Origin of the sequence: Streptococcus sp. HMSC072G04, from assembly GCF_001813295.1 — a bacterium.
Classification (GTDB): Bacteria; Bacillota; Bacilli; order Lactobacillales; family Streptococcaceae; genus Streptococcus.
This window is the reverse complement of the sequence record NZ_KV812036.1, coordinates 1-20,865: the sequence shown is the minus strand read 5'-3', so window position 1 is coordinate 20,865 and position 20,865 is coordinate 1. Positions and strand designations below refer to the sequence as shown.

Annotated in this window: 17 protein-coding genes, 1 tRNA gene and 3 pseudogenes; 5 read left to right on the top strand and 16 right to left on the bottom strand. The window is 42.8% G+C overall.

Annotated features, from left to right (window positions below; all coding sequences use genetic code 11):
* Window positions 1–184: 184 nt before the first annotated feature.
* Both HMPREF2904_RS08100 and HMPREF2904_RS08095 read right to left on the bottom strand, forming a co-directional pair.
* A tRNA-Thr gene (locus HMPREF2904_RS08100) sits at window positions 185–257 on the bottom strand.
* A gap of 50 nt (window positions 258–307) precedes the next feature.
* Window positions 308–877, bottom strand: coding sequence for a GNAT family N-acetyltransferase (locus HMPREF2904_RS08095; protein WP_070661750.1), 570 nt, complete (start codon window positions 875–877; stop codon window positions 308–310).
* A 200-nt stretch (window positions 878–1,077) separates the two neighbouring features.
* Between HMPREF2904_RS08095 and ald the strand changes: the two genes are divergently transcribed.
* Window positions 1,078–2,190 carry an alanine dehydrogenase gene (ald, locus tag HMPREF2904_RS08090; protein ID WP_070661747.1) on the top strand — a complete coding sequence of 371 codons (1,113 nt, stop codon included), beginning with the start codon at window positions 1,078–1,080 and terminating at the stop codon, window positions 2,188–2,190.
* Between the two features lie 47 nt (window positions 2,191–2,237).
* On the opposite strand, the gene HMPREF2904_RS08085 is transcribed toward ald, so the two are convergent.
* From HMPREF2904_RS08085 to rplK, 7 genes are all read right to left on the bottom strand, one after another.
* Window positions 2,238–3,233, bottom strand: coding sequence for a PhoH family protein (locus tag HMPREF2904_RS08085; protein WP_049490841.1), 996 nt, complete (start codon window positions 3,231–3,233; stop codon window positions 2,238–2,240).
* A gap of 79 nt (window positions 3,234–3,312) precedes the next feature.
* Window positions 3,313–3,528 carry a YozE family protein gene (locus tag HMPREF2904_RS08080; protein WP_003005127.1) on the bottom strand — a complete coding sequence of 72 codons (216 nt, stop codon included), beginning with the start codon at window positions 3,526–3,528 and terminating at the stop codon, window positions 3,313–3,315.
* A gap of 10 nt (window positions 3,529–3,538) precedes the next feature.
* Window positions 3,539–4,393, bottom strand: a complete 855-nt coding sequence (gene cvfB / locus HMPREF2904_RS08075; RefSeq protein ID WP_070661744.1) for an RNA-binding virulence regulatory protein CvfB — start codon at window positions 4,391–4,393, stop codon at window positions 3,539–3,541.
* Window positions 4,394–4,492: 99 nt separating this feature from the next.
* Complete coding sequence (gene frr / locus HMPREF2904_RS08070; protein WP_003005165.1) at window positions 4,493–5,050, bottom strand: ribosome recycling factor; 558 nt, start codon at window positions 5,048–5,050, stop codon at window positions 4,493–4,495.
* 19 nt (window positions 5,051–5,069) lie between these two features.
* Window positions 5,070–5,801, bottom strand: coding sequence for a UMP kinase (gene pyrH / locus HMPREF2904_RS08065; protein ID WP_003005706.1), 732 nt, complete (start codon window positions 5,799–5,801; stop codon window positions 5,070–5,072).
* A gap of 163 nt (window positions 5,802–5,964) precedes the next feature.
* A complete protein-coding gene (rplA, locus tag HMPREF2904_RS08060) occupies window positions 5,965–6,654 on the bottom strand; it encodes a 50S ribosomal protein L1 (protein ID WP_003005355.1) in 690 nt (229 codons plus the stop codon).
* 97 nt (window positions 6,655–6,751) lie between these two features.
* Entirely contained in the window at window positions 6,752–7,177 is a 426-nt protein-coding gene (gene rplK / locus HMPREF2904_RS08055; protein ID WP_003005369.1) for a 50S ribosomal protein L11, read from the bottom strand.
* A 160-nt stretch (window positions 7,178–7,337) separates the two neighbouring features.
* Here rplK and HMPREF2904_RS08050 point away from each other — a divergent pair, with 160 nt between their 5' ends.
* On the top strand, window positions 7,338–7,682 hold the full coding sequence (locus tag HMPREF2904_RS08050; RefSeq protein ID WP_070661742.1) for a DUF3397 family protein: 345 nt from the start codon (window positions 7,338–7,340) through the stop codon (window positions 7,680–7,682).
* A gap of 301 nt (window positions 7,683–7,983) precedes the next feature.
* On the opposite strand, the gene HMPREF2904_RS08045 is transcribed toward HMPREF2904_RS08050, so the two are convergent.
* From HMPREF2904_RS08045 to HMPREF2904_RS08020, 6 genes and pseudogenes are all read right to left on the bottom strand, one after another.
* The gene (locus tag HMPREF2904_RS08045) at window positions 7,984–10,302 is read right to left on the bottom strand and encodes an HAD-IC family P-type ATPase (RefSeq protein ID WP_070661739.1); all 2,319 of its coding nucleotides are present in this window, start codon (window positions 10,300–10,302) and stop codon (window positions 7,984–7,986) included.
* A gap of 8 nt (window positions 10,303–10,310) precedes the next feature.
* Entirely contained in the window at window positions 10,311–10,697 is a 387-nt protein-coding gene (locus HMPREF2904_RS08040) for an SMU1112c/YaeR family gloxylase I-like metalloprotein (RefSeq protein WP_021153652.1), read from the bottom strand.
* A 66-nt stretch (window positions 10,698–10,763) separates the two neighbouring features.
* Window positions 10,764–12,218 (bottom strand): annotated as a pseudogene (locus HMPREF2904_RS12150) (DNA translocase FtsK); the annotation flags it as partial.
* A gap of 149 nt (window positions 12,219–12,367) precedes the next feature.
* Window positions 12,368–13,124: pseudogene (locus tag HMPREF2904_RS12145) on the bottom strand (DNA translocase FtsK); the annotation flags it as partial.
* Window positions 13,125–13,921: 797 nt separating this feature from the next.
* The gene (locus tag HMPREF2904_RS08025; RefSeq protein ID WP_070661729.1) at window positions 13,922–14,464 is read right to left on the bottom strand and encodes a hypothetical protein; all 543 of its coding nucleotides are present in this window, start codon (window positions 14,462–14,464) and stop codon (window positions 13,922–13,924) included.
* A 233-nt stretch (window positions 14,465–14,697) separates the two neighbouring features.
* On the bottom strand, window positions 14,698–15,618 hold the full coding sequence (locus HMPREF2904_RS08020; protein ID WP_070661726.1) for a DMT family transporter: 921 nt from the start codon (window positions 15,616–15,618) through the stop codon (window positions 14,698–14,700).
* A 174-nt stretch (window positions 15,619–15,792) separates the two neighbouring features.
* On the opposite strand from HMPREF2904_RS08020, the gene HMPREF2904_RS08015 reads away from it, so the two are divergent.
* A complete protein-coding gene (locus tag HMPREF2904_RS08015) occupies window positions 15,793–16,638 on the top strand; it encodes a peptidylprolyl isomerase (protein WP_070661723.1) in 846 nt (281 codons plus the stop codon).
* 476 nt (window positions 16,639–17,114) lie between these two features.
* Here the strand turns inward: HMPREF2904_RS08015 and HMPREF2904_RS08010 are convergent, their stop codons facing one another.
* Window positions 17,115–18,656, bottom strand: a complete 1,542-nt coding sequence (locus HMPREF2904_RS08010; RefSeq protein ID WP_070661721.1) for an ABC-F family ATP-binding cassette domain-containing protein — start codon at window positions 18,654–18,656, stop codon at window positions 17,115–17,117.
* Between the two features lie 207 nt (window positions 18,657–18,863).
* Between HMPREF2904_RS08010 and HMPREF2904_RS11160 the strand changes: the two are divergent.
* Together HMPREF2904_RS11160 and HMPREF2904_RS08005 are read left to right on the top strand one after the other, a co-directional pair.
* A pseudogene (locus HMPREF2904_RS11160) lies at window positions 18,864–19,094 on the top strand (YkgJ family cysteine cluster protein); the annotation flags it as partial.
* Window positions 19,095–19,301: 207 nt separating this feature from the next.
* The coding region (locus tag HMPREF2904_RS08005; protein ID WP_070661719.1) for a peptidase at window positions 19,302–20,865 on the top strand (1,564 nt) is incomplete at its 3' end.

The window sequence follows — 20,865 nt, the reverse complement described above, 5'->3', positions numbered from 1 at the left end:
TTGTGTCATCAAAACATCTACTTTGTTCATGATGGTTTTCTCCTTTCTCTTTGTTGTTCTAACTTTACCACGGATTTCCTTGCTTGTCAACGCTTTTTTGAAAATTATTGAAAAAAGCAAAATTTTTAAGATGGACTCGCAAAAAAAGAAGCCTAGATCTTCTCTAAGCTTCTCTCTTCTGCTATGCTAGTTGCCGGGATTGAACCGGCGACCTCATCCTTACCATGGATGCGCTCTACCGACTGAGCTAAACCAGCAGTACCTATCTACTATATCATGGAGATAGGTCTTTTGTCAATATCCTGACTCATTTTTCTGACAAATATTCTTCCTTAGTGAGGACATAATGAACTCTCGTTACCATTCTCCCTTCTTCATGCAGGTCTAGCATCGCGTAGGGCTCCTCGTGAGAATATTTCATCCCTGATTTGGCCATCACCCGTCCAGAAGCTGGGTTGTCCTGATCATGAACAGCAATTAGCTTGTTCATCCCTAACTGTTCAAAAGCCAAGGCAATGACTGCCTTGGTAGCCTCTGTCGCAAGACCCTGGTTCCAATAGTCTTTATTCAGAACATAGCCGATACTCCCCTTCTTCAGACAAAGATCCAAATCCAGTAAATCAATCGTCCCGATAAATTTTCCATTCTCTTTGAGCTCGATCCCCCATCTTCCAAGTGGGCTCGCTAGGTAAAAGAGGGCAATATTATTACGCGTCTCTTCAAGACTTTGATTGGTTGAAAAGGTATAGCGCGTAACTGTCTCATCAGAAGCATACTCAAACATAGCTGGTGCATCATCAAGAGTGACCGGACGCAAGTGCAAACGCTCTGTCTCCACTTCACGATAAGCCGCTAACTTCACATATAAATTTTCCATTTGACTCTCCTTCTTTAGGGATTAGTTTAACAAATAACATAAAGTAAGGCAAGCTCAAATTTTTCTTGCTTTTTAACCCACTTTTCTATACAATAAAATCAATCAAAACAATCAGATAAGGAGTGAAAAGGTCATTGAGTCAAGAGAGCCATCTCACACCAATGACCTTTTTACACCTAAATCTGAGCAAGGAGAAAATAATGCTTATTGGAATTCCTAAAGAAATTAAAAACAACGAAAATCGGGTCGGTTTGACACCTGCAGGCGTACAAAGCTTGGTGAAGAAAGGTCATCACGTTTTGGTGGAAACAAATGCTGGACTTGGTTCTGGCTTTGCGGATGAAGATTACACGAAGCAAGGGGCAACCATTGTTGCGACTGCTACAGAAGCTTGGGCCGCTGAGATGGTGGTCAAAGTCAAAGAACCCCTCGCTGAAGAATATGGCTTCCTTCGCGAAGACCTCTTGCTCTTCACTTACTTGCATATGGCCGCTGCACCAGAATTAGCGGACGCTATGGTCGCAGCTAAAACAACTGGGGTGGCCTACGAAACCGTTCGTGACTTAGATGGACAGTTGCCACTCTTGGTGCCAATGAGTGAGGTTGCTGGACGTATGGCCGTGCAAATCGGTGCTCACTTCCTGACCAAACAAGAAGGTGGGGCTGGTGTTCTCCTAGGTGGGGTGCCAGGTGTTCCCAAAGGAAAAGTCACCATCATCGGAGGCGGGGTCGTTGGAACCCACGCAGCTCGGATCGCACTTGGACTCGGCGCCCAAGTGACCATCTTAGATATCAGCGCTAAACGTTTAGCTGTTCTGGAAGATGTCTTTGGTCACCAAATCCAAACCCTTATGTCCAATCCATTTAACATTGAAGCCAGCGTCCGTGATGCCGATGTTGTCATCGGTGCTGTCTTGATTCCTGGTGCTAAAGCTCCTAAATTAGTGACAGACGATATGGTTAAACAAATGCGTCCCGGTTCAGTCATCGTGGACGTAGCTGTGGACCAAGGTGGGGTTATTGAAACAGCAGACCGTGTCACAACGCATACGGAGCCAGTTTACGAAAAACATGGCGTGCTCCACTATGCCGTTGCCAATATCCCAGGGGCTGTCGCACGTACCTCTACTATCGCCCTTACCAATGTGACCCTTCCTTATGTTGAATCCCTAGCTGACAATGGTTTCCACAAGGCAATTGCCCTCGATGAAGGCTTGCGCCAAGGTGTCACTACTTACCAAGGCCATATCACAAGCCAACCCGTTGCTACTGGTTTAGAGCGCGACTTCACACCAATCGATGAATTGGTTTAATTTCTAACATAAAAAAGGCAAAGATCTGATGATCTTTGCCTTTTCTTTTATTCTTCTTCTTCCACATCCGGTTTTTCTTTGAGGACTGGATTTGGAATGGGCTCATAGGCCCGAATAATCTCTGCTACTACTGGATGGCGAACGACATCCTTGGCAGAGAAATGCACAAAGTCAATTTGAGAAATGTTCTTCAATTTCTCCTGAGCATCAATCAAGCCGGATTTGACATTTCGAGGAAGGTCAATCTGGCTAGTATCTCCATTGACAATCATCTTAGAGTTAAAACCAAGACGGGTCAAAAACATCTTCATCTGCATGATGGTGGTATTTTGCGCTTCATCGAGGATGACAAAGGCATCGTCCAAGGTCCGCCCCCGCATATAAGCCAAAGGCGCAATCTCGATAATCTCCCGCTCCATCATCCGAGTGGTTTGGTCTTTCCCTAAAATCTGGTAAAGAGCATCATAGACCGGACGTAGATAAGGGTCTACTTTTTCTTTAAGATCCCCTGGTAGGAAACCAAGGCTCTCTCCAGCTTCTACAGCAGGACGCGTCAAAATGATCCGCTTGACCTGACCACGCTTGAGGGCAGTCACGGCTAAGGTCACTGCTAGGAAGGTTTTCCCAGTCCCCGCTGGTCCAATCCCAAAGGTGACATCATGGTTCTTGACACTATCCACATAGATCTTTTGACCAAGCGTTTTAACCCGAATGGGCTTGCCGTAACTATCCTTGATAATCTCTTCTTCATAGAGAGCGATGAACTTATCCAATTCACCATTTCTCACCATGGTAATGGCGGTCACCACATCCGGCGTTCCAATGGTCATGCCACGGTTGACGAGGACCAAAAGAGCCTGAATGACTTGACGAACCTGCTCGCAGGTTTCTTCTTCCCCAATAATTTGGACGATTTCTGTCCGGGCGTGAATAGTTACCCCAAATTCTTGCTCCATCAAACGAAGATGGCGTTCGTTAGATCCAAACAAATGAAAGAGATCGTCTGGATGCGTTAATGTAATTTCAACTGAATGTTCTTGCAAATAAAGAACCTCTCTACCTGTATTTTTCTATTATTATAACAAAGAGGCCGAGAAAAAACCATCCTCGACCTATCCTTCTCTAGTGGGCTTGGTATTCTTCCCAAATCGCATCAAAATCGCCAAGATTAAAGGAAAAGCTGGCATGCTCTTCTAGATAGCGACTGACCTCGTCGAAGTCATCTGTATGCTTGGGAAAAGCAGACTCGTGAAAAGCAAGATCTGCTAGAATGGCTTTAGGAGCATTGCTTTTAGGATTGCGCTCCGTCATCAACCAAGTATAAAATGATTTTCGCATAAGTCTCCTCTTAGATCAACTCTGTTCCAAACTGGTCTTGCTTGATCTTTTTTGCCTTCATCAAGCCACCCAAGGCCTTTTTGAACTGGCCTTTTGAAATCCCCAAAGTTGCCTTGATCTCTTCTGGAGAGGATTTATCATTTAAGGTCATAAAGCCTCCATTAGCTTCCAAATAGGTCAAAATCATTTGGGCATCGTTTTCCAACATTTCAAAGGAGCGTGGCTTCAAAGATAGATTCAAGGTCCGGTCCACCTCACGAAAACCAATAACGCGAGCATTTACGACCTCTCCCAAACGAGGTTCTGCATAGCGCTCACTTGGGTGGATAAAGCCCAGCATATTGTTCTCTGGAAGGTAAACAAAGGTTCCAGACAATTTCAAGCGGTAGACAATGGCTGGCCAGTTTTGGTTTTGCATATTGTTGTAAGCTGGACGAGCCAAACGCTGGAAATCTTCCTGGTAGGCTAAGATCCCCCAAATCCGATCTTTCTTATCAACTTCTAAGCGAATATAGAGACGATCGCCCTTTTTAGGCCATAGATCTTTGATCTCCGGTAGGATATCTAGTGAGACAACAATCTGCTTATCTGGAAGTCCTGTATCCACGAAGACTCCCAAATCCTTGCGCACTTCCGTGACCGTTCCCCAGCCAAAGCTTTCTTGAGTTGCAGTAACTTCAAGTGTCGTGAGTCGGAGTTTTTGCTTCATATCGGTATAGGCAAAGCCCTTGACACTTTCCCCGACTTTGTGTGGGCCTTCTGCTTTATCAAGTGCGTAGGTCTGGCCATCTTTTTGAACAAAATAGAAGTGATCATTTTCATCAATGACCATTCCCATGATGTAGCTTGCTAGATTCGTATTCATGTTTCCTTCTTTCCTCTTGCTTCTTCACAAGAATAATGGAAATAAAACCCAGCCAGCAGTGCCAACTGAGTCTTTCTTTCCTGTAATGGTTGGGATGGATTAAACTTCCATCAATTCTTTTTCTTTATGAGCTGTCATTTCATCTACATGCTTAACAGCGTCATCCGTAACTTTTTGGATCTCTTTTTCAAGACCTTTCAATTCATCTTCTGTGATTTCTTTTGCTTTTTCTTGTTTCTTCGCTTCATCCATAGCATCACGACGGATGTTACGGATCGCTACTTTAGCATTTTCACCCACTTTTTTCACTTCTTTTGCCAAGTCACGACGAGTTTCTTCTGTCAAAGCTGGGATAACCAAGCGGATAACAGATCCATCGTTGGCTGGAGTGATGCCAAGGTCAGATGCATTGATGCTATGCTCGATGTCTTTCAAAGATGATTTATCAAATGGTGTGATCAACAAGACACGCGCTTCTGGAATGGTGATAGATGCCAATTGGTTCAATGGTGTCTCTACTCCGTAGTATTCTACGAAAATACGATCCAAAAGACTTGCATTTGCACGTCCAGCACGGATGCTACCAAATTCACGTCCCAAACTTTGGTGAGACTGGGTCATTCTTTCTTTTGCTTTTTCTACGATTGGGTTTGCCATAATCTTCCTCTATTTTCTATTATTTTTCTACGTTATTCGATACGGTTGTACCGATATTTTCACCAAAGACAACGCGTTTGATATTGCCTGGTTCATTCATATTAAAGACAACCAAGTCAATGTCGTTGTCCATGGAGAGAGTAGAGGCTGTTGAGTCCATGATGCGAAGACCTTTGTTGATCACATCGCGGTGAGTCAATTCCTCAAATTTCACAGCTGAAGCATCTTTTTTCGGATCGGCATTGTAAACACCATCGACCCCATTTTTGGCCATGAGAATGGCATCTGCTTCAATCTCAGCTGCACGAAGGGCTGCAGTCGTATCTGTTGAGAAGTAAGGAGAACCGATCCCTGCACCAAAGATCACGATCCGATCTTTTTCAAGGTGACGAAGGGCACGACCACGGATATATGGTTCTGCAACTTGTTGCATAGCAATCGCAGTTTGAACACGGGTATCCACGCCAACTTGTTGAAGCGAATCAGCCATCACAAGGGCGTTCATGACAGTACCTAGCATACCTGTGTAGTCTGCTTGGACACGATCCATCCCTGCTTCAGCAGCAGGTTCTCCACGCCAAAGGTTTCCCCCTCCAATCACCAAGGCAATTTCAATTCCAAGTTCATGAACTTCCTTGATTTCTTGAGCCATATTTTGGACAGTTTTGATATCGATTCCGACACCACGTTCGCCAGCAAGGGCTTCACCAGATAGCTTGATTAAGATACGTTTATACTTAGGTTCTACCATTTTCTCTCTCCTTTTTTGATCTGTATTATTTTACCATAAATTACGCTTTTTATATAGTCATATCCATCAAAAATTTCTATTTTCCACCCGATTAGTTTTACCAACTGTAGCAAATAAAAATGGAGTACAAAAAAAGCTACCCGAAGGCAGCTTTTCATTTCAATTAAAGTGAGTTAACATCCACTTTGATACCAGGACCTTGAGTTGTAGTCAAAGTCAAGCTAGTTACGTAAGTACCTTTAGCTGTAGCTGGTTTTGCTTTTTGGATTGTGTCGTTGAAAGCTTTAAAGTTTTCAACCAATTTAGTATCATCGAATGAAACTTTACCGATGATTGCTTGAACGATACCTGCTTTATCAGCACGGTAAGTGATTTTACCACCTTTAGACTCTTCAACTGCTTTCGCAACATCCATTGTTACTGTACCAGTTTTAGGGTTTGGCATCAAGTTACGTGGTCCAAGGACACGTCCAAGACGTCCAACAAGAGCCATCATGTCAGGTGTAGCGATAACAACGTCGAAGTCCAACCAACCATCGTTGATTTTCGCAACAAGGTCATCTTCACCTACGAAGTCTGCACCAGCAGCTTTTGCTTCTTCAGCTTTTGCACCACGTGCAAATACAAGTACGCGAGCTGTTTTACCAGTTCCGTTTGGCAATACCATTGCACCACGGATTTGTTGGTCAGCTTTTTTCACGTCGATGTTCAAGTTGTAAGCAACTTCTACAGTTGCGTCAAATTTTGCAAAGTTAGTTTCTTTTGCAAGAGCTACAGCTTCTTCTACGCTGTAGACTTTTGTGCTGTCGATTTTTTCAAGAGCAGCACGAAGTTGTTTGCTTTTTTTAGCCATTTTATCTTTCTCCTTGTAATGTGGTCATATCGATTTTCATCTCCCACGTCACTCGTCATTTGATCAAGTGTATTGCGGGCAAATAGGATTGTTACAATTAGTCAGTAACAGTGAATCCCATAGAACGAGCAGTACCTTCGATCATACGCATTGCAGACTCAATGTTTGCAGCGTTCAAATCTGGCATCTTAGTTTCAGCGATTTGTTGTACTTGTGCACGAGTTACAGTTGCAACTTTCGTTTTGTTCGGTGTACCTGAACCTTTTTCAACACCTGCAGCTTTTTTCAAAAGAACAGCAGCTGGTGGTGTTTTTGTAACGAAATCGAATGATTTGTCTTCATAAACAGTGATAACAACTGGGATGATCATACCAGCTTGATCAGCTGTACGAGCGTTAAACTCTTTAGTGAATCCCATGATGTTGATACCTGCTTGACCAAGCGCTGGACCAACCGGTGGAGCTGGAGTAGCTTTACCAGCAGGGATTTGCAATTTTACAAGTTTTTCGACTTTTTTAGCCATTTCTTAAATCCTCCTTTGTGGTTTTGGCGGTAATTACAGATTTTTACCTCCCACAAGTATGCGTTGTGCATACCTTTCTATTATACACGATTTCTCATTTTTTGCAAGAAAAAATTAAAATATAGTAAACTTTTTTTTCGTTTTATGATAGAATGAAGCTATGTTAATCAAAGTTGCTTCTGTATTATTTATTTTTTTAACGCTGATTCTGAGCGGCATCATTGTTCACCTCTTTAAACTCCAAAAAAGAGGATGGCGATCCACCGATATTGCCTTTCCTTTATTTGCTTTGGAGTACTACCTGATCTCAGACAGCGCCTTTTACCACAGCCTCTTACCGCTGCTAGCCTTGAGTCTTTCGCTTTTGGCCTTGGGACTAACGGTTTATTTCTTAAAAAAGAAAAAGAGTTTTTATTATCCGAAATTTATCAAATACTTCTGGCGCGCTGGATTTCTGGTTACCTTCTTCCTCTATCTGATCCTAACCGCTAGTTTGTTTATCTAATACCAAAAGACAACTCTATCTTTAAGAGTTGTCTTTTTTATAAATAACCCTGATGATACTGCATAGACTGAAGTCATTTTAAGTTTAAATTCTCCAAATATTTACTGAAACTTTCCGACGTGAGAAAAGTGCTAGAAACACGATTGTTTCTAGCACTCGGGAGTTTTGAAACTTTAGGTTCAAAACTAAGTCATGGAACTTCGTGGAAGGTCGCTGACGTCCGTACTCACCTAAGGAAAGTTTCCAAATTTTCTTTTTCTTCAATCTGAGACAACTCTATCTGTAAGAGTTGCCTTTTCTTTTATTTCTTCCGATGAAAGAACCAGCCCACTAGTTTCTTAAAGACTTGAATCAAGATGAGAGCTAGAGCTGCCATGATGGCGCAGATCAGTAGCGTTTGAAGCCTCAAGGGGCTCATGTTAAAGAATTTCCCTAGGATACTGCTTGAAACCAAGAAGGCTAGGATATTTCCTAGAAGAACCAGTCTCTTGTAGTGATTGAGAGGCTGGGATTCTTGATAGATGATGGTAAAGCCGACGAAGGCCATCAAGCAGATGGCTGCACTTGAGAGCTCTTCCGACCTCATGCCAAATGCTGAAGAGAGCAAAACCAAACTAAAGATCAGTATAAAATCCGTCAAGGCAGCAGGTAGCGCATTTTTAAAGACCGTTTCGATAAAGCGCCCTTTGATGCGCTCGCTATTGGGCTCCAGTGCTAGGAAGAATCCTGGGATCCCAATTGTAAAACCACTGATCAAAGACATCTGCGACGGCATGATGGGATAGGTAAAGGCTAAGAGCGTCACTGAGATGGCCAACAAAATGGAAAAGATATTCTTGATCAAAAAGAGACTGGCTGATCGTTGAATATTATTGACCACCCGCCGCCCTTCTGCCACGATGGACGGCATCTTCCCAAAGTCGGAATCTAGCAAGACTACTTGCGCCATCTTTTTGGTCGCATCGTTTCCAGATTCCATCGCAATACTACAATCCGCTGTTTTGAGGGCCAGAATATCGTTGACTCCATCTCCAGTCATGGCGACTTTATGCCCCTTTGCCTGCAAGCCTTCTACAAGGCTTTTCTTTTGCTCTGGTGTCACTCGTCCAAAGACCGTATATTGGCTCGCCGCCTGGTGCAAGTCTTCTTCCGTCAGTAAGGTTCTGGCATCGATTAGATCCTCTGCTCCTTCAATGCCTGCTTTTTGTGCAATAGCTGAGACCGTTGCTGGGTTGTCCCCTGAAATGACCTTAATGGTCACTCCTTGTTGTTTGAAGTAGGCGAAGGTTTCTTTGGCATTTTTTCTCAAAGGATTGGAGAGAATAATCCAGGCTACCAAGTCTACAGGAGCCTCTAAAGTCTCTCCCAGGTGATCCCCCCGATATTTCCCAAAGGCCAAGACCCGATTGCCAGCCTGAGTAGCAGGAGCTATCTCCTGTTCAAGCTCAGAGAAGCCCTCTCGTAAAACAAATTCTGGTGCACCTAATACATAGATCCCAGATTCAAAGGCAATGGCCCCATACTTTTTCTTAGACGTAAAGGGCTGAATGTCTTTAGCCTTCCAAGGCTGGCTGACTGGTGTCTTATGAAATTTTCGGATGGCATCCATGGTATCGTTTTGATCCATACTAGCCTCTACATACTGAGCTAGAGCTTCCAAGTCTTGAGCGTCTTTAACTGAACGAATCTCTGTTACTTCCATACCCGGCTCTGTAATGGTCCCCGTCTTATCGACACAAAGGATATCCACGCGCGATAAGGTCTCAATTCCCTTCATGCTATTGAGCAGGACCTTTTCCTTGGCTAATCTGACAGCACCCAGAGCCAGTGCCAAGGTCATCAAGAGATACAAGCCTTCCGGAATCATCCCGATCAAGGCCCCGACTGTTGAAGTCACACTGAGCTTGAGACTATCGCCTAGGCTGATATAGCTGCGAAGAAAAAGGAGAGAACCTAGCGGAATGATGAGAAGACCAATGATCCCCACAATACGATTGACTGCATGGACCATGTCAGACTCCTCATGAGACTTGACCTGCTTGGCTTCGAGGCTCAGCTGGTTGATGTAGGAGTCATTCCCAACTTTTTCCAATCGCGCCAGTCCTTGACCAGCGATCACAAAACTACCTGACATGAGCGCGTCTTGCGCTCCTTTTTTGACCTCATCGGCTTCACCGGTCAATTGCGACTCATCGACTTTTAGATCCCCCTCCAGCAAGACCCCATCCGCATAGATCTGATCTCCAGCTTGAAAGCGAACCAGATCGCCCTCTACCAGCTGATCGATCGGTAGAGTGACTTCTTTTCCTTCGCGAAGAACAATCGCCTCACTCATATGTAGAAATTGCATCTGACGTAAGATCCGTCGAGAGCGGACTTCCTGCACAATTCCTACCAAGGAGTTGACCACGACGACCGGGACAAACAAGAGATTGTTCCAAGACTTCACTGCTACCAGCAAGACCGCTAAGACCAGGAAAATCAGATTAAAGTAAGTAAAGACATTGTCTCGAATGATCTGCCCAATACTTTTTTCTGTCTTAATCGTGACCTTATTTTGCTTGCCCTCTTGGATCTTTTTCGCTACTTCTTCCTGACTGAGTCCTTCTAATCTAACCATTGCTTTCCTCACTCATGTATTTCCAAGGGCAATCCTTCTGGATCGAAGAAAAATGCCATCTTCTTGCCATCAAAATCATCATAGCGAAGGCCTGTATTCTCTATACCTAGCTGATCCAATCTGGCTAGATAGGTCTCTACATCGTCCACTTGAAAGGCCAGATGACGCAGTCCCGCATGCTCGGGCAAGGGGAGCTTAGGCCGTTCTGGGGCCGTCGGTTTGATAAAGAGTTCTAAAGTCAGCTGCCCCTGGCGGAGATTGATCAAGATATCTCCGCGTTCTGGACGGTCATACTCACTGACAATCGCAAAGCCCAACTGGTCCACATAAAAGTGCAACATAGCGTCGCGATCCCGTCCAATGATGGCAATATGATGAATCGTGTCTAACTTCATCTGGTCCTACTTTCTATTTTCTATAAAAAGAAAAGGGAGTGGAGCATATGCCCTTTTTCCCTATCCTTATGATTGTTGCAATACTTTTCGAGGCTTGGTTCCTTCAGCTGGTCCAATCACACCCGCTGCTTCCAACTCTTCCATGAGGCGAGTCGCCCGGTTAAAACCAACCGATAAACGACGCTGGATCATCGAAGCACTGGCTTTTTGGGTCTCGATGACGAGCACTTTGGCCTCTTCAAAGAGAGGATCACCCTCGTCTGAGCCACCCATACCTCCATCAAAGTCCGACTCCGATACTTCTCCTGGATCAAAGGCATCATCATAATCGGCTTCTGCCTGCTCTTTGACAAAGTTGACAATCCGCTCCACATCGTCATCTGAGATAAAGGATCCTTGCAGACGAATTGGGTGGTTTTCATCGATCGGTTTAAAGAGCATGTCCCCACGACCAAGCAATTTTTCTGCCCCATTTTCATCCAAGATGGTCCGTGAGTCGGTTCCAGATGATACCGCAAAAGCGACACGGGAAGGCACATTGGCCTTGATCAAACCTGAGATAACGTCAACCGATGGCCGTTGGGTTGCAAGGATCATGTGGATCCCCGCCGCACGCGCCTTTTGTCCAAGGCGAATAATGGCATCTTCCACTTCTTTACTTGCGACCATCATCAAGTCTGCCAGCTCATCGACAATGACCACGATCAATGGAAGGGGCACTTGCTTCATCTCAGACTGGGCATTGTACTCAGCCACCTTGGCATTAAAGCCAGCAATATTCCTAGCGCCTACTTTTGAGAAGAGCTCGTAGCGATTTTCCATCTCATCAACGACCTTCTGCAGAGCTCGACTGGCCTTGCGTGGGTTGGTCACCACTGGAATCAAGAGGTGAGGAATATCATTGTAGACAGAAAGCTCCACCATTTTTGGATCGACCATCATAAATTTGACTTCGTCTGGACGAGCCTTCATCAAGATACTCGAAATAATCCCATTGACCGCTACTGACTTACCAGATCCAGTAGAACCCGCTACCAAGAGGTGGGGCATCCGAGCCAAATCAAAGGTCCGAGCTGAACCATCTACAGCCTTCCCAAGAGGAATCTCAAGGAGTTTAGCTGGATCTGTTTTGGACTGCTCCCACAATTCACGGAAGGAAACCGTCGCAATCTCTGAGTTGGGCACTTCAATCCCGACCAGAGACTTCCCTGGAATCGGTGCTTCAATCCGCACATCCTTGGCTGCTAGGGCCAAGGCCAAATCATCTGCTAGGTTAGAGATGCGGTTGACCCGCACACCAACAGCTGGCTTGACTTCATACTTGGTGACAGAAGGACCGATCTCTGCCCGCTCCACTGTCGCCTTGATATTGAAGCTTGCAAAGGTCTCTTCTAAAATGCGGATGTTCTGGCGAACGATGTTTTTCTCTTTGGATTGATTTTTGGGCTTGTCAGGTGCGAAGAGATCAATGGTTGGAAGCTTGTACTGGAGGAGTTCCTTAGGTGTGAAATCCACTTGAACTTCTTCCCCATCGTCCTCGAATTCTTCGGCTTCCGGAAGCTCTTCGTATGCTTCAGGCTCTTCAGGCCATTCTTCATCTGGCAGGTAGATCTCTGGTGTTGCTGGTGCGAAAATTTCGGCTTCTGGGAAGGCCTCTGTGAACGGCTCTTCCGCCAGCACCTCTCCCGTTTCAGGGTCTACAGGATGCCCTTCCATTGAAAGGGGAGTTGGAAGAACTGCACTTGCTTCTTCTTGCTCTCGTTCAGCTGCAGCAGCTTCCTCAGCAGCTCTCGCTTCCTGTTCAAGGAATTTTTGCTCGCGACGTTCTTTGCGTTTTTCCATAGAAGCGTGGAAGGCTTCCGATCCCTTTTCAAACAAATCATAGATGGAGTAAGGACTCATCAAGAGGATCCCCAATCCAATAAAGAGAAGGCCAATAAAATAAGAGCCAATATTTGAAAACAGGAAGGAAATCGGGGCATAAAGAAGGGCACCGATCATACCACCACCGGCAAAGCTCTCCACTCGCAGATGAATCAAGTCTGCCATGATTCTTGAAAAGGTGACCTTGATTCCATTATTGTCTAAATGAAGGGAGGATACAAAGAAGGCCTGAAACATCAAGAGAACCCCAGCAAAGAAGCTTAGGAATCCTGAAATAACCCCTTCGTGTTTGTCCAGCCATTTAAAGGCATAGAGGTAGAAAAAGGTCGCTAAAATAGCCAAGTAAGCCAAACTCCCAACAAACAGTCGGATTAAGTTGTAGGCCAAGACCCCTACTGCCCCCAATTTCAAGGCTGCAAAGACTAAAACCAGACTAATGAGAATGGTCGCAATCATGCGATGAATCGCTTTTTTTCTTTCTAATTCTGCTTTGGACAGTCGTCTCGTCGACCGTGTTTTTTTTGATTGATTATTGTTTGCCATAACCTTTATTATATCACAATTCCAAGCCAGTTCTCTAGTAAAATCATTTCCGAACATGTACAGAATAAAACTGAAAAAAATAAAGCTAGAAACCAGTCCTAGCCCCATTTTGATCGGTAGGTATTGTAAGCGAAGATCGGGAAAATTTTAATGAAGCAAATAGACCCAGAATGATTTCCAAAAGATAAACATCCCTAGCTGTTTGAAAAACGCTTATGGTAAGTCTACGAACGTCTTTAAAACCGAATGACGAGCAAGAAAATAAAGACTATCGTGAGGAAGCTCTGCCCATTCCCCAGTATCTGATTGATCTATAAAAACTTGACTTTGTTTAGCTGATGATTCATTCTTCCGATGGAACTTTATCCACGCTACAAACTCGTCATAAGAATAAATTTGTGTTTTATCCCCTCTTGTTTCGTCTCTAACATAAAGTTCCATATTTTCTTGACCTTTCAGCGCAAACTAATGAGTGATTTTATCACACAATTTGCGTTCATTGTATTGTTTGGACGGAAACAAATTTGATTTAAATAGTTTATATCTTTTCTACTTCAGGATATAATTTAGCAACCTTAGAATCAGAAATATTTATTTGAAACGGCTTCTAATTCATTGGAACAATTAAATTTTCGCTTCTTGAAAGATTATGCTTTTATTCATATCTGGTTCATCATCCTTGATTCTTGCTGATTGATAAAGTGTCAACCTTCTCCCCTTTAACAAGTAAAATAAATCTTTCCCACTCTTTAATTCATATGAAGTCAGCACATCTTAAGTACAAATCTGGTCCTTATCTACGCAATTGTTTTTGTTAGCTCTTTAAAGATCTTCATCTGAGATAGAATATGGGATTGACCTAAGCAGAGATAGACTCCATAGAACATCATCAGACTCATACCATAGCTTCCTGGAAGATTGGTCATGATGTAATGAACTGCATGAAAGATGCTGGCATACAGAAAGACCAGTCCAATCCACAGTTTACGATAAAGCTTTGATTTCATTCTTAAAAGAAACTCCGCTCGCTTGTCCAGCGTCTCAATATGAAACTCTTCAAAATTTGGATCTTGTTCCATGGTCATCATACGTCTGATCAGTGTAGCAACCAACAACCAGCCCAATCCAAGCAAGATAGTTTTGTAAACTACAGAAATGGAATGGACCCAATGGGGAACTAGAATGAAAAAGCCAATGATCGCTCCTAGACCAAAAGTCCATCGATCAAATCTGACAGGCTTTTTTTGATGGTTCACATAAAGTCTCATTCTTATCTTATCTAGGTAATACTCTTTACCAGCAAAACGCATCATATAGATCAAACTCTTATTTCTATCCATTTTATACCTCTCTTAATGTTCATCTGGGGCTCCCCATTCATGATACGATTTTTGAGGGAATTCGTTCATATCCCACCAAATCAACTTATCTCCCATCATACCGAATTTTCCATCTCTACGCAACTTTCTTCTTAATTAGTGATTTAGTCCAAAAAGAAAACACCCTTGTGGGCGTTAGCATTGATAGACTGAACCGCAATATCATCTTTTAAGTTCTACTTTTCTACCACTATCTATTCTGAAGAAGTCAGCAGACTATTTCCTACTATACCGATGATCACAATGAAGACCCCTAAAAATCCTAGTAGGGTTGGGATCTGATCTCCCAGAAAGAGACAGCCTCCAAATAGGGTGAAGAGGACCTCGCCGGCCTGGGTAGCTTCAACAACGGCTAACTGCTGATGGTTGTGTTTCACCAAGTTGGTTGCTTCGAAAAAGAGCATGGTCGCGATGACTCCGGAAAATACAGCTACGATCAAGGATTGGAGAATTTGTCCACCTGATGGCAAGCCTGCATCAAGTCCTGCAAAGACGGATAAGAGCAACCAAAAAGGAACACTCATTAAGGTCATCCCAAAGACCCGTTGGGTCGTTGATAATTGTTCTTCTTTACAATGAACCAGCATCTTGCGATTTCCCAATGGATATGAAAAAGCAGCGATCAAAATTAAGATACTAGCTCGCACCACACCTTCTCCGAGACCTCGTCCAAAATATGGAATTTGAATCAATACGATTCCTAACAAAATCAGCAAAGTCATTCCTAACTGTTTTCTTGGAATCTTTTGGCCAAAAAGTGGGGTCAGAAGGAGACCCGCTAAAATCGTAATCTGCCAGGTTGCAGCCACAAACCATGATTCTCCATAGATAGAAGCCATCGATAAAGGAGCATAAAAGAGACCAAAGCCAACCGTACTCCATAGCAGCCAAGTCCACGGGGCTCGTGCAATCGCTGACAAGACACCCTTTAATTCGCCTTTCTGCCAGACTAAAACAGCCATCATGGGCAAACTAAAAAGGTAGCGCAAACTAGCACTCCACATCCAGGAACCACCTGCCAGGTTCATACTTCGATTAAAAATAAAGGTAAATGCAAAAAAGAGAGCACCTAGGATACCAAACCAAAGGGCTCTCGCAAAATGTGATGATTTCATTTTTTGATGATCGTTCTCCTGTAGTCATCCTATTATACAGGAATTCGGAATTACTTTCATCTATTTTCTGCAAATTTTCAGAATAGTGTTTTCACCTTAAATTTTATCCAGATTTGAAAGTATCGCAAAATTAAGGTACAATAGAGAAAGACAACTATGTTGGAAAGGAAGAATATGAAAAAATTAATCGCACTACTATTATTTTCCGGCTTGGCTTTGACAGCTTGTTCGTCTAATAAGACTGATGCTAACTCTTCAAGTTCAAGCAAAGAAAAGACAGAGCAGACAGCAACTTCTAGCTCTAGTGAAAAAGATCAAAAGAAAATTGAACAAGAACAAAAGAAATTAGAACAACTGCGCAAAGATTTTAACGATGCCATGACCAATGAAAATGCCGTCTTCCCACAACTTTCAACTGATGTGGCTGAAGACGAAGCAGAGGTTAAAATCACAACAACTGAAGGCGATATCACTGTGAAGCTCTTCCCTAAATATGCGCCCCTTGCAGTTGAAAACTTCTTGACCCATGCAAAAGAAGGCTACTACAATGGCTTGCTTTTCCACCGTGTTATTAACAACTTTATGATCCAAACTGGGGATCCTAAAGGAGACGGTACGGGTGGCGAATCTATCTGGAAGGGCAAAGACAAATCCAAAGATTCAGGTACTGGTTTTGAGAATGAGTATTCTCCATACCTTTACAACCTTCGTGGAGCCCTTGCCATGGCCAATTCTGGTCCAGATACCAATGGTAGTCAATTCTATATCAACCAAAATAAGGATGATATTTCAAGTAAACTCCCAACTGACCGCTTCCCAGCTAAGATCATCGATGCTTATAAAAATGGTGGAAATCCAACCCTCGATGGTGGTAACTACACTGTCTTTGGCCAAGTGATCGATGGCATGGATGTGGTCGATAAAATCGCCTCTGCCGAAACTGATGATAAGGACAAACCAAAAACAGACATCAAGATTGAAAAAATCGAGATCTTAAAAGACTATAATTTCAAGAAATAATGAAAAGAGAACCAAACGGTTCTCTTTTTCTATCAAATGTAAATTTTTCTTAGAAACTTTCCTTAGGTGAGTACGGACGTCAGCGAACTTCTGCGAAGTTCCATGACTAAATCAAGATACAAAGGGCGTCTGCGGATAAGGTCAAAATAGGAAGTTTGACACAGAATCTTTTGGTTCAAGGAAAACTTATCTTTTTGACACAATCCGCAGCCCGTGTTCAATTCGCATTGAGCCCCTTCGCTTTTTAATTTCTGGGCTCACGCTAAAACAGTTTCCCAAACTGTTTTACTCTCAATAATTCCGTGTGCCTGAAACAAATCTGTTTCAGGCACTTTTCTCACTGCGGAATGTTTCGGTCATTACTTGACTAAATGTAAAAATAGAATCATTTAGATTTTTTGAATTAGTTGTGCCGCCTTATGTAAACAACAAAATTTCTTCATTCTAAAAAGCGAGACAAGTTTCTCTTTTTGTCTTTACGTCAATTCATTAAAGTCCCAGATTTGGTCCATCCAGCCTTCATAGAAGTCTGGTTCGTGGCAAACCATGAGAATCGATCCCTTGTACTCTTTCAGAGCCCGTTTCAATTCTTCTTTGGCATCCACATCCAAGTGGTTGGTCGGCTCGTCCAGTACCAAGACATTGTTTTCACGATTCATCAAGAGACAGAAGCGTACCTTGGCTTGCTCCCCACCGGATAACACCTGGATTTGGCTCTCGATATGTTTGGTGGTCAAACCACAACGGGCTAGTGCGGCACGAACTTCAGCTTGGTTGAGAGCCGGAAATGCATTCCAGACTGCTTCAAGAGGTGTCTGGCGATTGCCCCCTTCGACCTCTTGCTCGAAATAGCCAAGCTCTAGGTAATCTCCCCGCTCGACTTCTCCAGCGATCGGTGGGATAATCCCCAGCAAGCTCTTCAAGAGAGTGGTTTTCCCGATCCCGTTAGCTCCGGTGATGGCTACCTTTTGATTGCGTTCAAAGGTTAGGTTTAAAGGCTTGGTCAAAGGACGATCATAGCCAATCTGGAGATCCTTGGCCTGGAAGATAAAACGTCCAGGAGTACGGGCATTTTTAAATTCAAAGGATGGCTTTGGTTTCTCACTTTGCAACTCAATGAGTTCCATCTTGTCCAGCTTTTTCTGACGAGACATGGCCATATTCCGTGTAGCCACACGCGCCTTATTGCGGGCTACGAAATCTTTCAAATCAGCAATCTCTTTTTGCTGGCGCTCATAAGCCGCTTCCAATTGCGATTTCTTCATTTCATAGACTTCGAGGAATTGGTAGTAGTCTCCGGAATAGCGGGTTAACTGTTGATTTTCCACATGGTAGACGATGTTGATCACATCATTCAAGAAAGGAATATCGTGGGAAATGAGGACAAAGGCATTTTCATAATTCTGCAAGTAGCGCTTAAGCCAATCGATGTGCTCTGCATCCAAGTAGTTGGTTGGCTCGTCCAAGAGAAGGATATCTGGTTTCTCAAGTAAGAGTTTGGCCAAGAGGACTTTGGTCCGTTGCCCACCTGACAAGGAGGTTACATCCGTGTCCATCCCAAAGTCCATGACCCCAAGAGCACGCGCCACTTCATCGATCTTGGCATCCAAGGTATAAAAATCACGACTTTCTAGACGCTCTTGGAGTTCTCCAACTTCTTCCATCAGAGCATCGACATCGGCTCCCTCTTCCGCCATGGCCATATAGAGGTCATTGATGCGAGCTTCAGCTGTGAACAACTCATCAAAAGCGGTCCGTAAGACATCGCGAACTGTTTGTCCCTCTTCTAAGACCGAATGCTGATCCAGGTAACCTGCCGTCACATACTTAGACCACTCAACCTTCCCTTCATCAGGTTGCATTTTACCAGTCACGATGCTCATGAAGGTGGATTTCCCTTCACCATTGGCTCCAACCAAACCGATATGCTCTCCCTTTAACAAGCGGAAAGACACATCCTCAAAAATAGCCCGGTCTCCAAAGCCGTGGCTTAAATTTTTCACCTCTAAAATACTCATGCTTGACTCTCTTTCATTGATTTCACTCGTATGATTATATCATCTTCACAGCAAAAATTAAAGGGACTTCAACTTCCTTTAGAATTTTAAAAAAATAATTTTTAAGTAAAATATGTTAAGCGATTTTGTAAAGAAATCAACATAAGATCTAACTTTTAAATTTGATTAAGAATATACCGAAATTTTCCGCCGTGAAAAAAATCAGAGTTTTTGCGGGTAGACGAGGATGGGGTTAAGATCTTCAAATCTATGCCCTGTCCATTTTTAGGAGGTGACAATCTCTGATCTATCTATGATATCCGTTCCAAATCCTGTCATGAGTTCTCACATACAGATCGTTAAAAAATCTATCAAATTAATAATCTGATGATCAAAAACACTTTAACCTGTCCAGTAGCCTATCTCTTTGTTGAGAAATTGAAAGAAAATATTGAATAAAAGAGTCTTAATTCGGTTTTTTCTATATTTTATGATAGATTATTTGTGGATTTTACGCGTTTTTTCAATAAAATATGAAAGAATTCTTAATTTATTAGGAAATTGCTTGCAAACAAAGCGCTTACATAGTATAATGTATGTGAAAATAATATCTATGAATAGGATTTTGCTTATGCATGATCCCTTTCATATAAGGAGAAAAAGTGAATGAAAAAACTCACTAAATTTGGCATTATCACAATGTCTGTTTTTGTTCTAAATCTGGTATCACAGTCAGTGGTTCAAGCTGATGAAACTAATAGCGAACCAGCAAATGTTTCAGTGACACCAGGTATTACTAATTCAACTGATGCTGAGAACACGTCTTTAGGGGACAATAGGGTTGCACCAGACCCTACTAGTGACACCTCACTAAAATCAGGCGAAGAGGGTGCCAATGCTTCCTCACCAAAAACTGAAGAAATCTCAACTAATAGCGAAGCTACAACTGGCGGGAAAGAAGATTCAACCTCTCCTTCTGGGACTTTAACAGACTCTGTCCCAGGCGCTAGTTGGGAACCAGATGGTAGCAATATCATTGATGAAGGTGGTTACGTCAATGTTGAAGGACTTCCAGCACATTTTAGTGAAGATGGTAAAAGTGTAGTCTACAATTACACTGTATCCTTCAAAGGAATGCACTCAAGTGATCGTGGCCAAACAGTCCGTGACATTCGTATCCGTATTCCTGAAATTTCAGGGGCAAAAGCTGATTTCACTTTGATCGGAACACGTGATGCCAATGGAAATCCTGTAGATGTCAATGTTCCAATGAAAGAGCTTTCGTACAATGAATATGCTGAGTCTACTGATGGAGAGGCGATTGTTCCAACTGCTGAGGAACTAGCAGCTGGTAAGAAACCTTCCGTTGTTAATATGAAGGGATATGATGATTATAATGGCAGTGTTCTAGACAATTATAATGAATTTTATAATGATAGAGTTAGTACATATGCTGTTAGTTCAAAAACATTTAGATCAACAGCTCTTCGAGTATCTGTGACCGTACCCTTGGAGGAAGCTAAGAAGATCAAGTACTTACCAATCGACGTGAGATTTGCTTGGAAATGTTCTCAAGAAGGTGGGATTGGTTCATATGAAGAAGGTTGCCAAAGTCTAGAAGAATATCATCAAATTCAACCATATTATCAAGACAACAATGGGAAATTGACTTACGGTGCCCTAGCTAATCCAAGTTTAGTAGATGATACTTATGTTCAGAATGACCATCTAATTAGGTCAGTTTCAAACCCAACTACTTATATCACACCAAATAACGGTGACTGGAAAACTATTCCTCATGATGTTAATATTAATCCTGAGACCTTCTTTAATTATGTTAAAATTTTTAATTTGAAATACAATCCTGCTGTTAAATACTATGCTTCAGAATTTGAAGATATGGCTGACCAGGATGTTTCTACGCTTCACTATGGAGATGTAGTGGTGGATTATGTGATCAAAGGAACAAATCAATCTATCAAGGAAACTTATAAAGACACACCATTAACTACTATTTATGGATCTGATGGAAATCTTGTGACCTATAATGCTGCTGAAAACGCAGATGAGCGTCCGTCTTCTATCACTGTAGATGGTCAAAAATACAATCTAGTTGGTGTTTCTTCAACATCTGCACCAGAAACAGGTCAGTTAAAAGAAGGTACAACTCATGTTATCTATGAGTATGAGAAAGAAGTAGATCCAAAACCAACTCCAGATCCAAAACCAA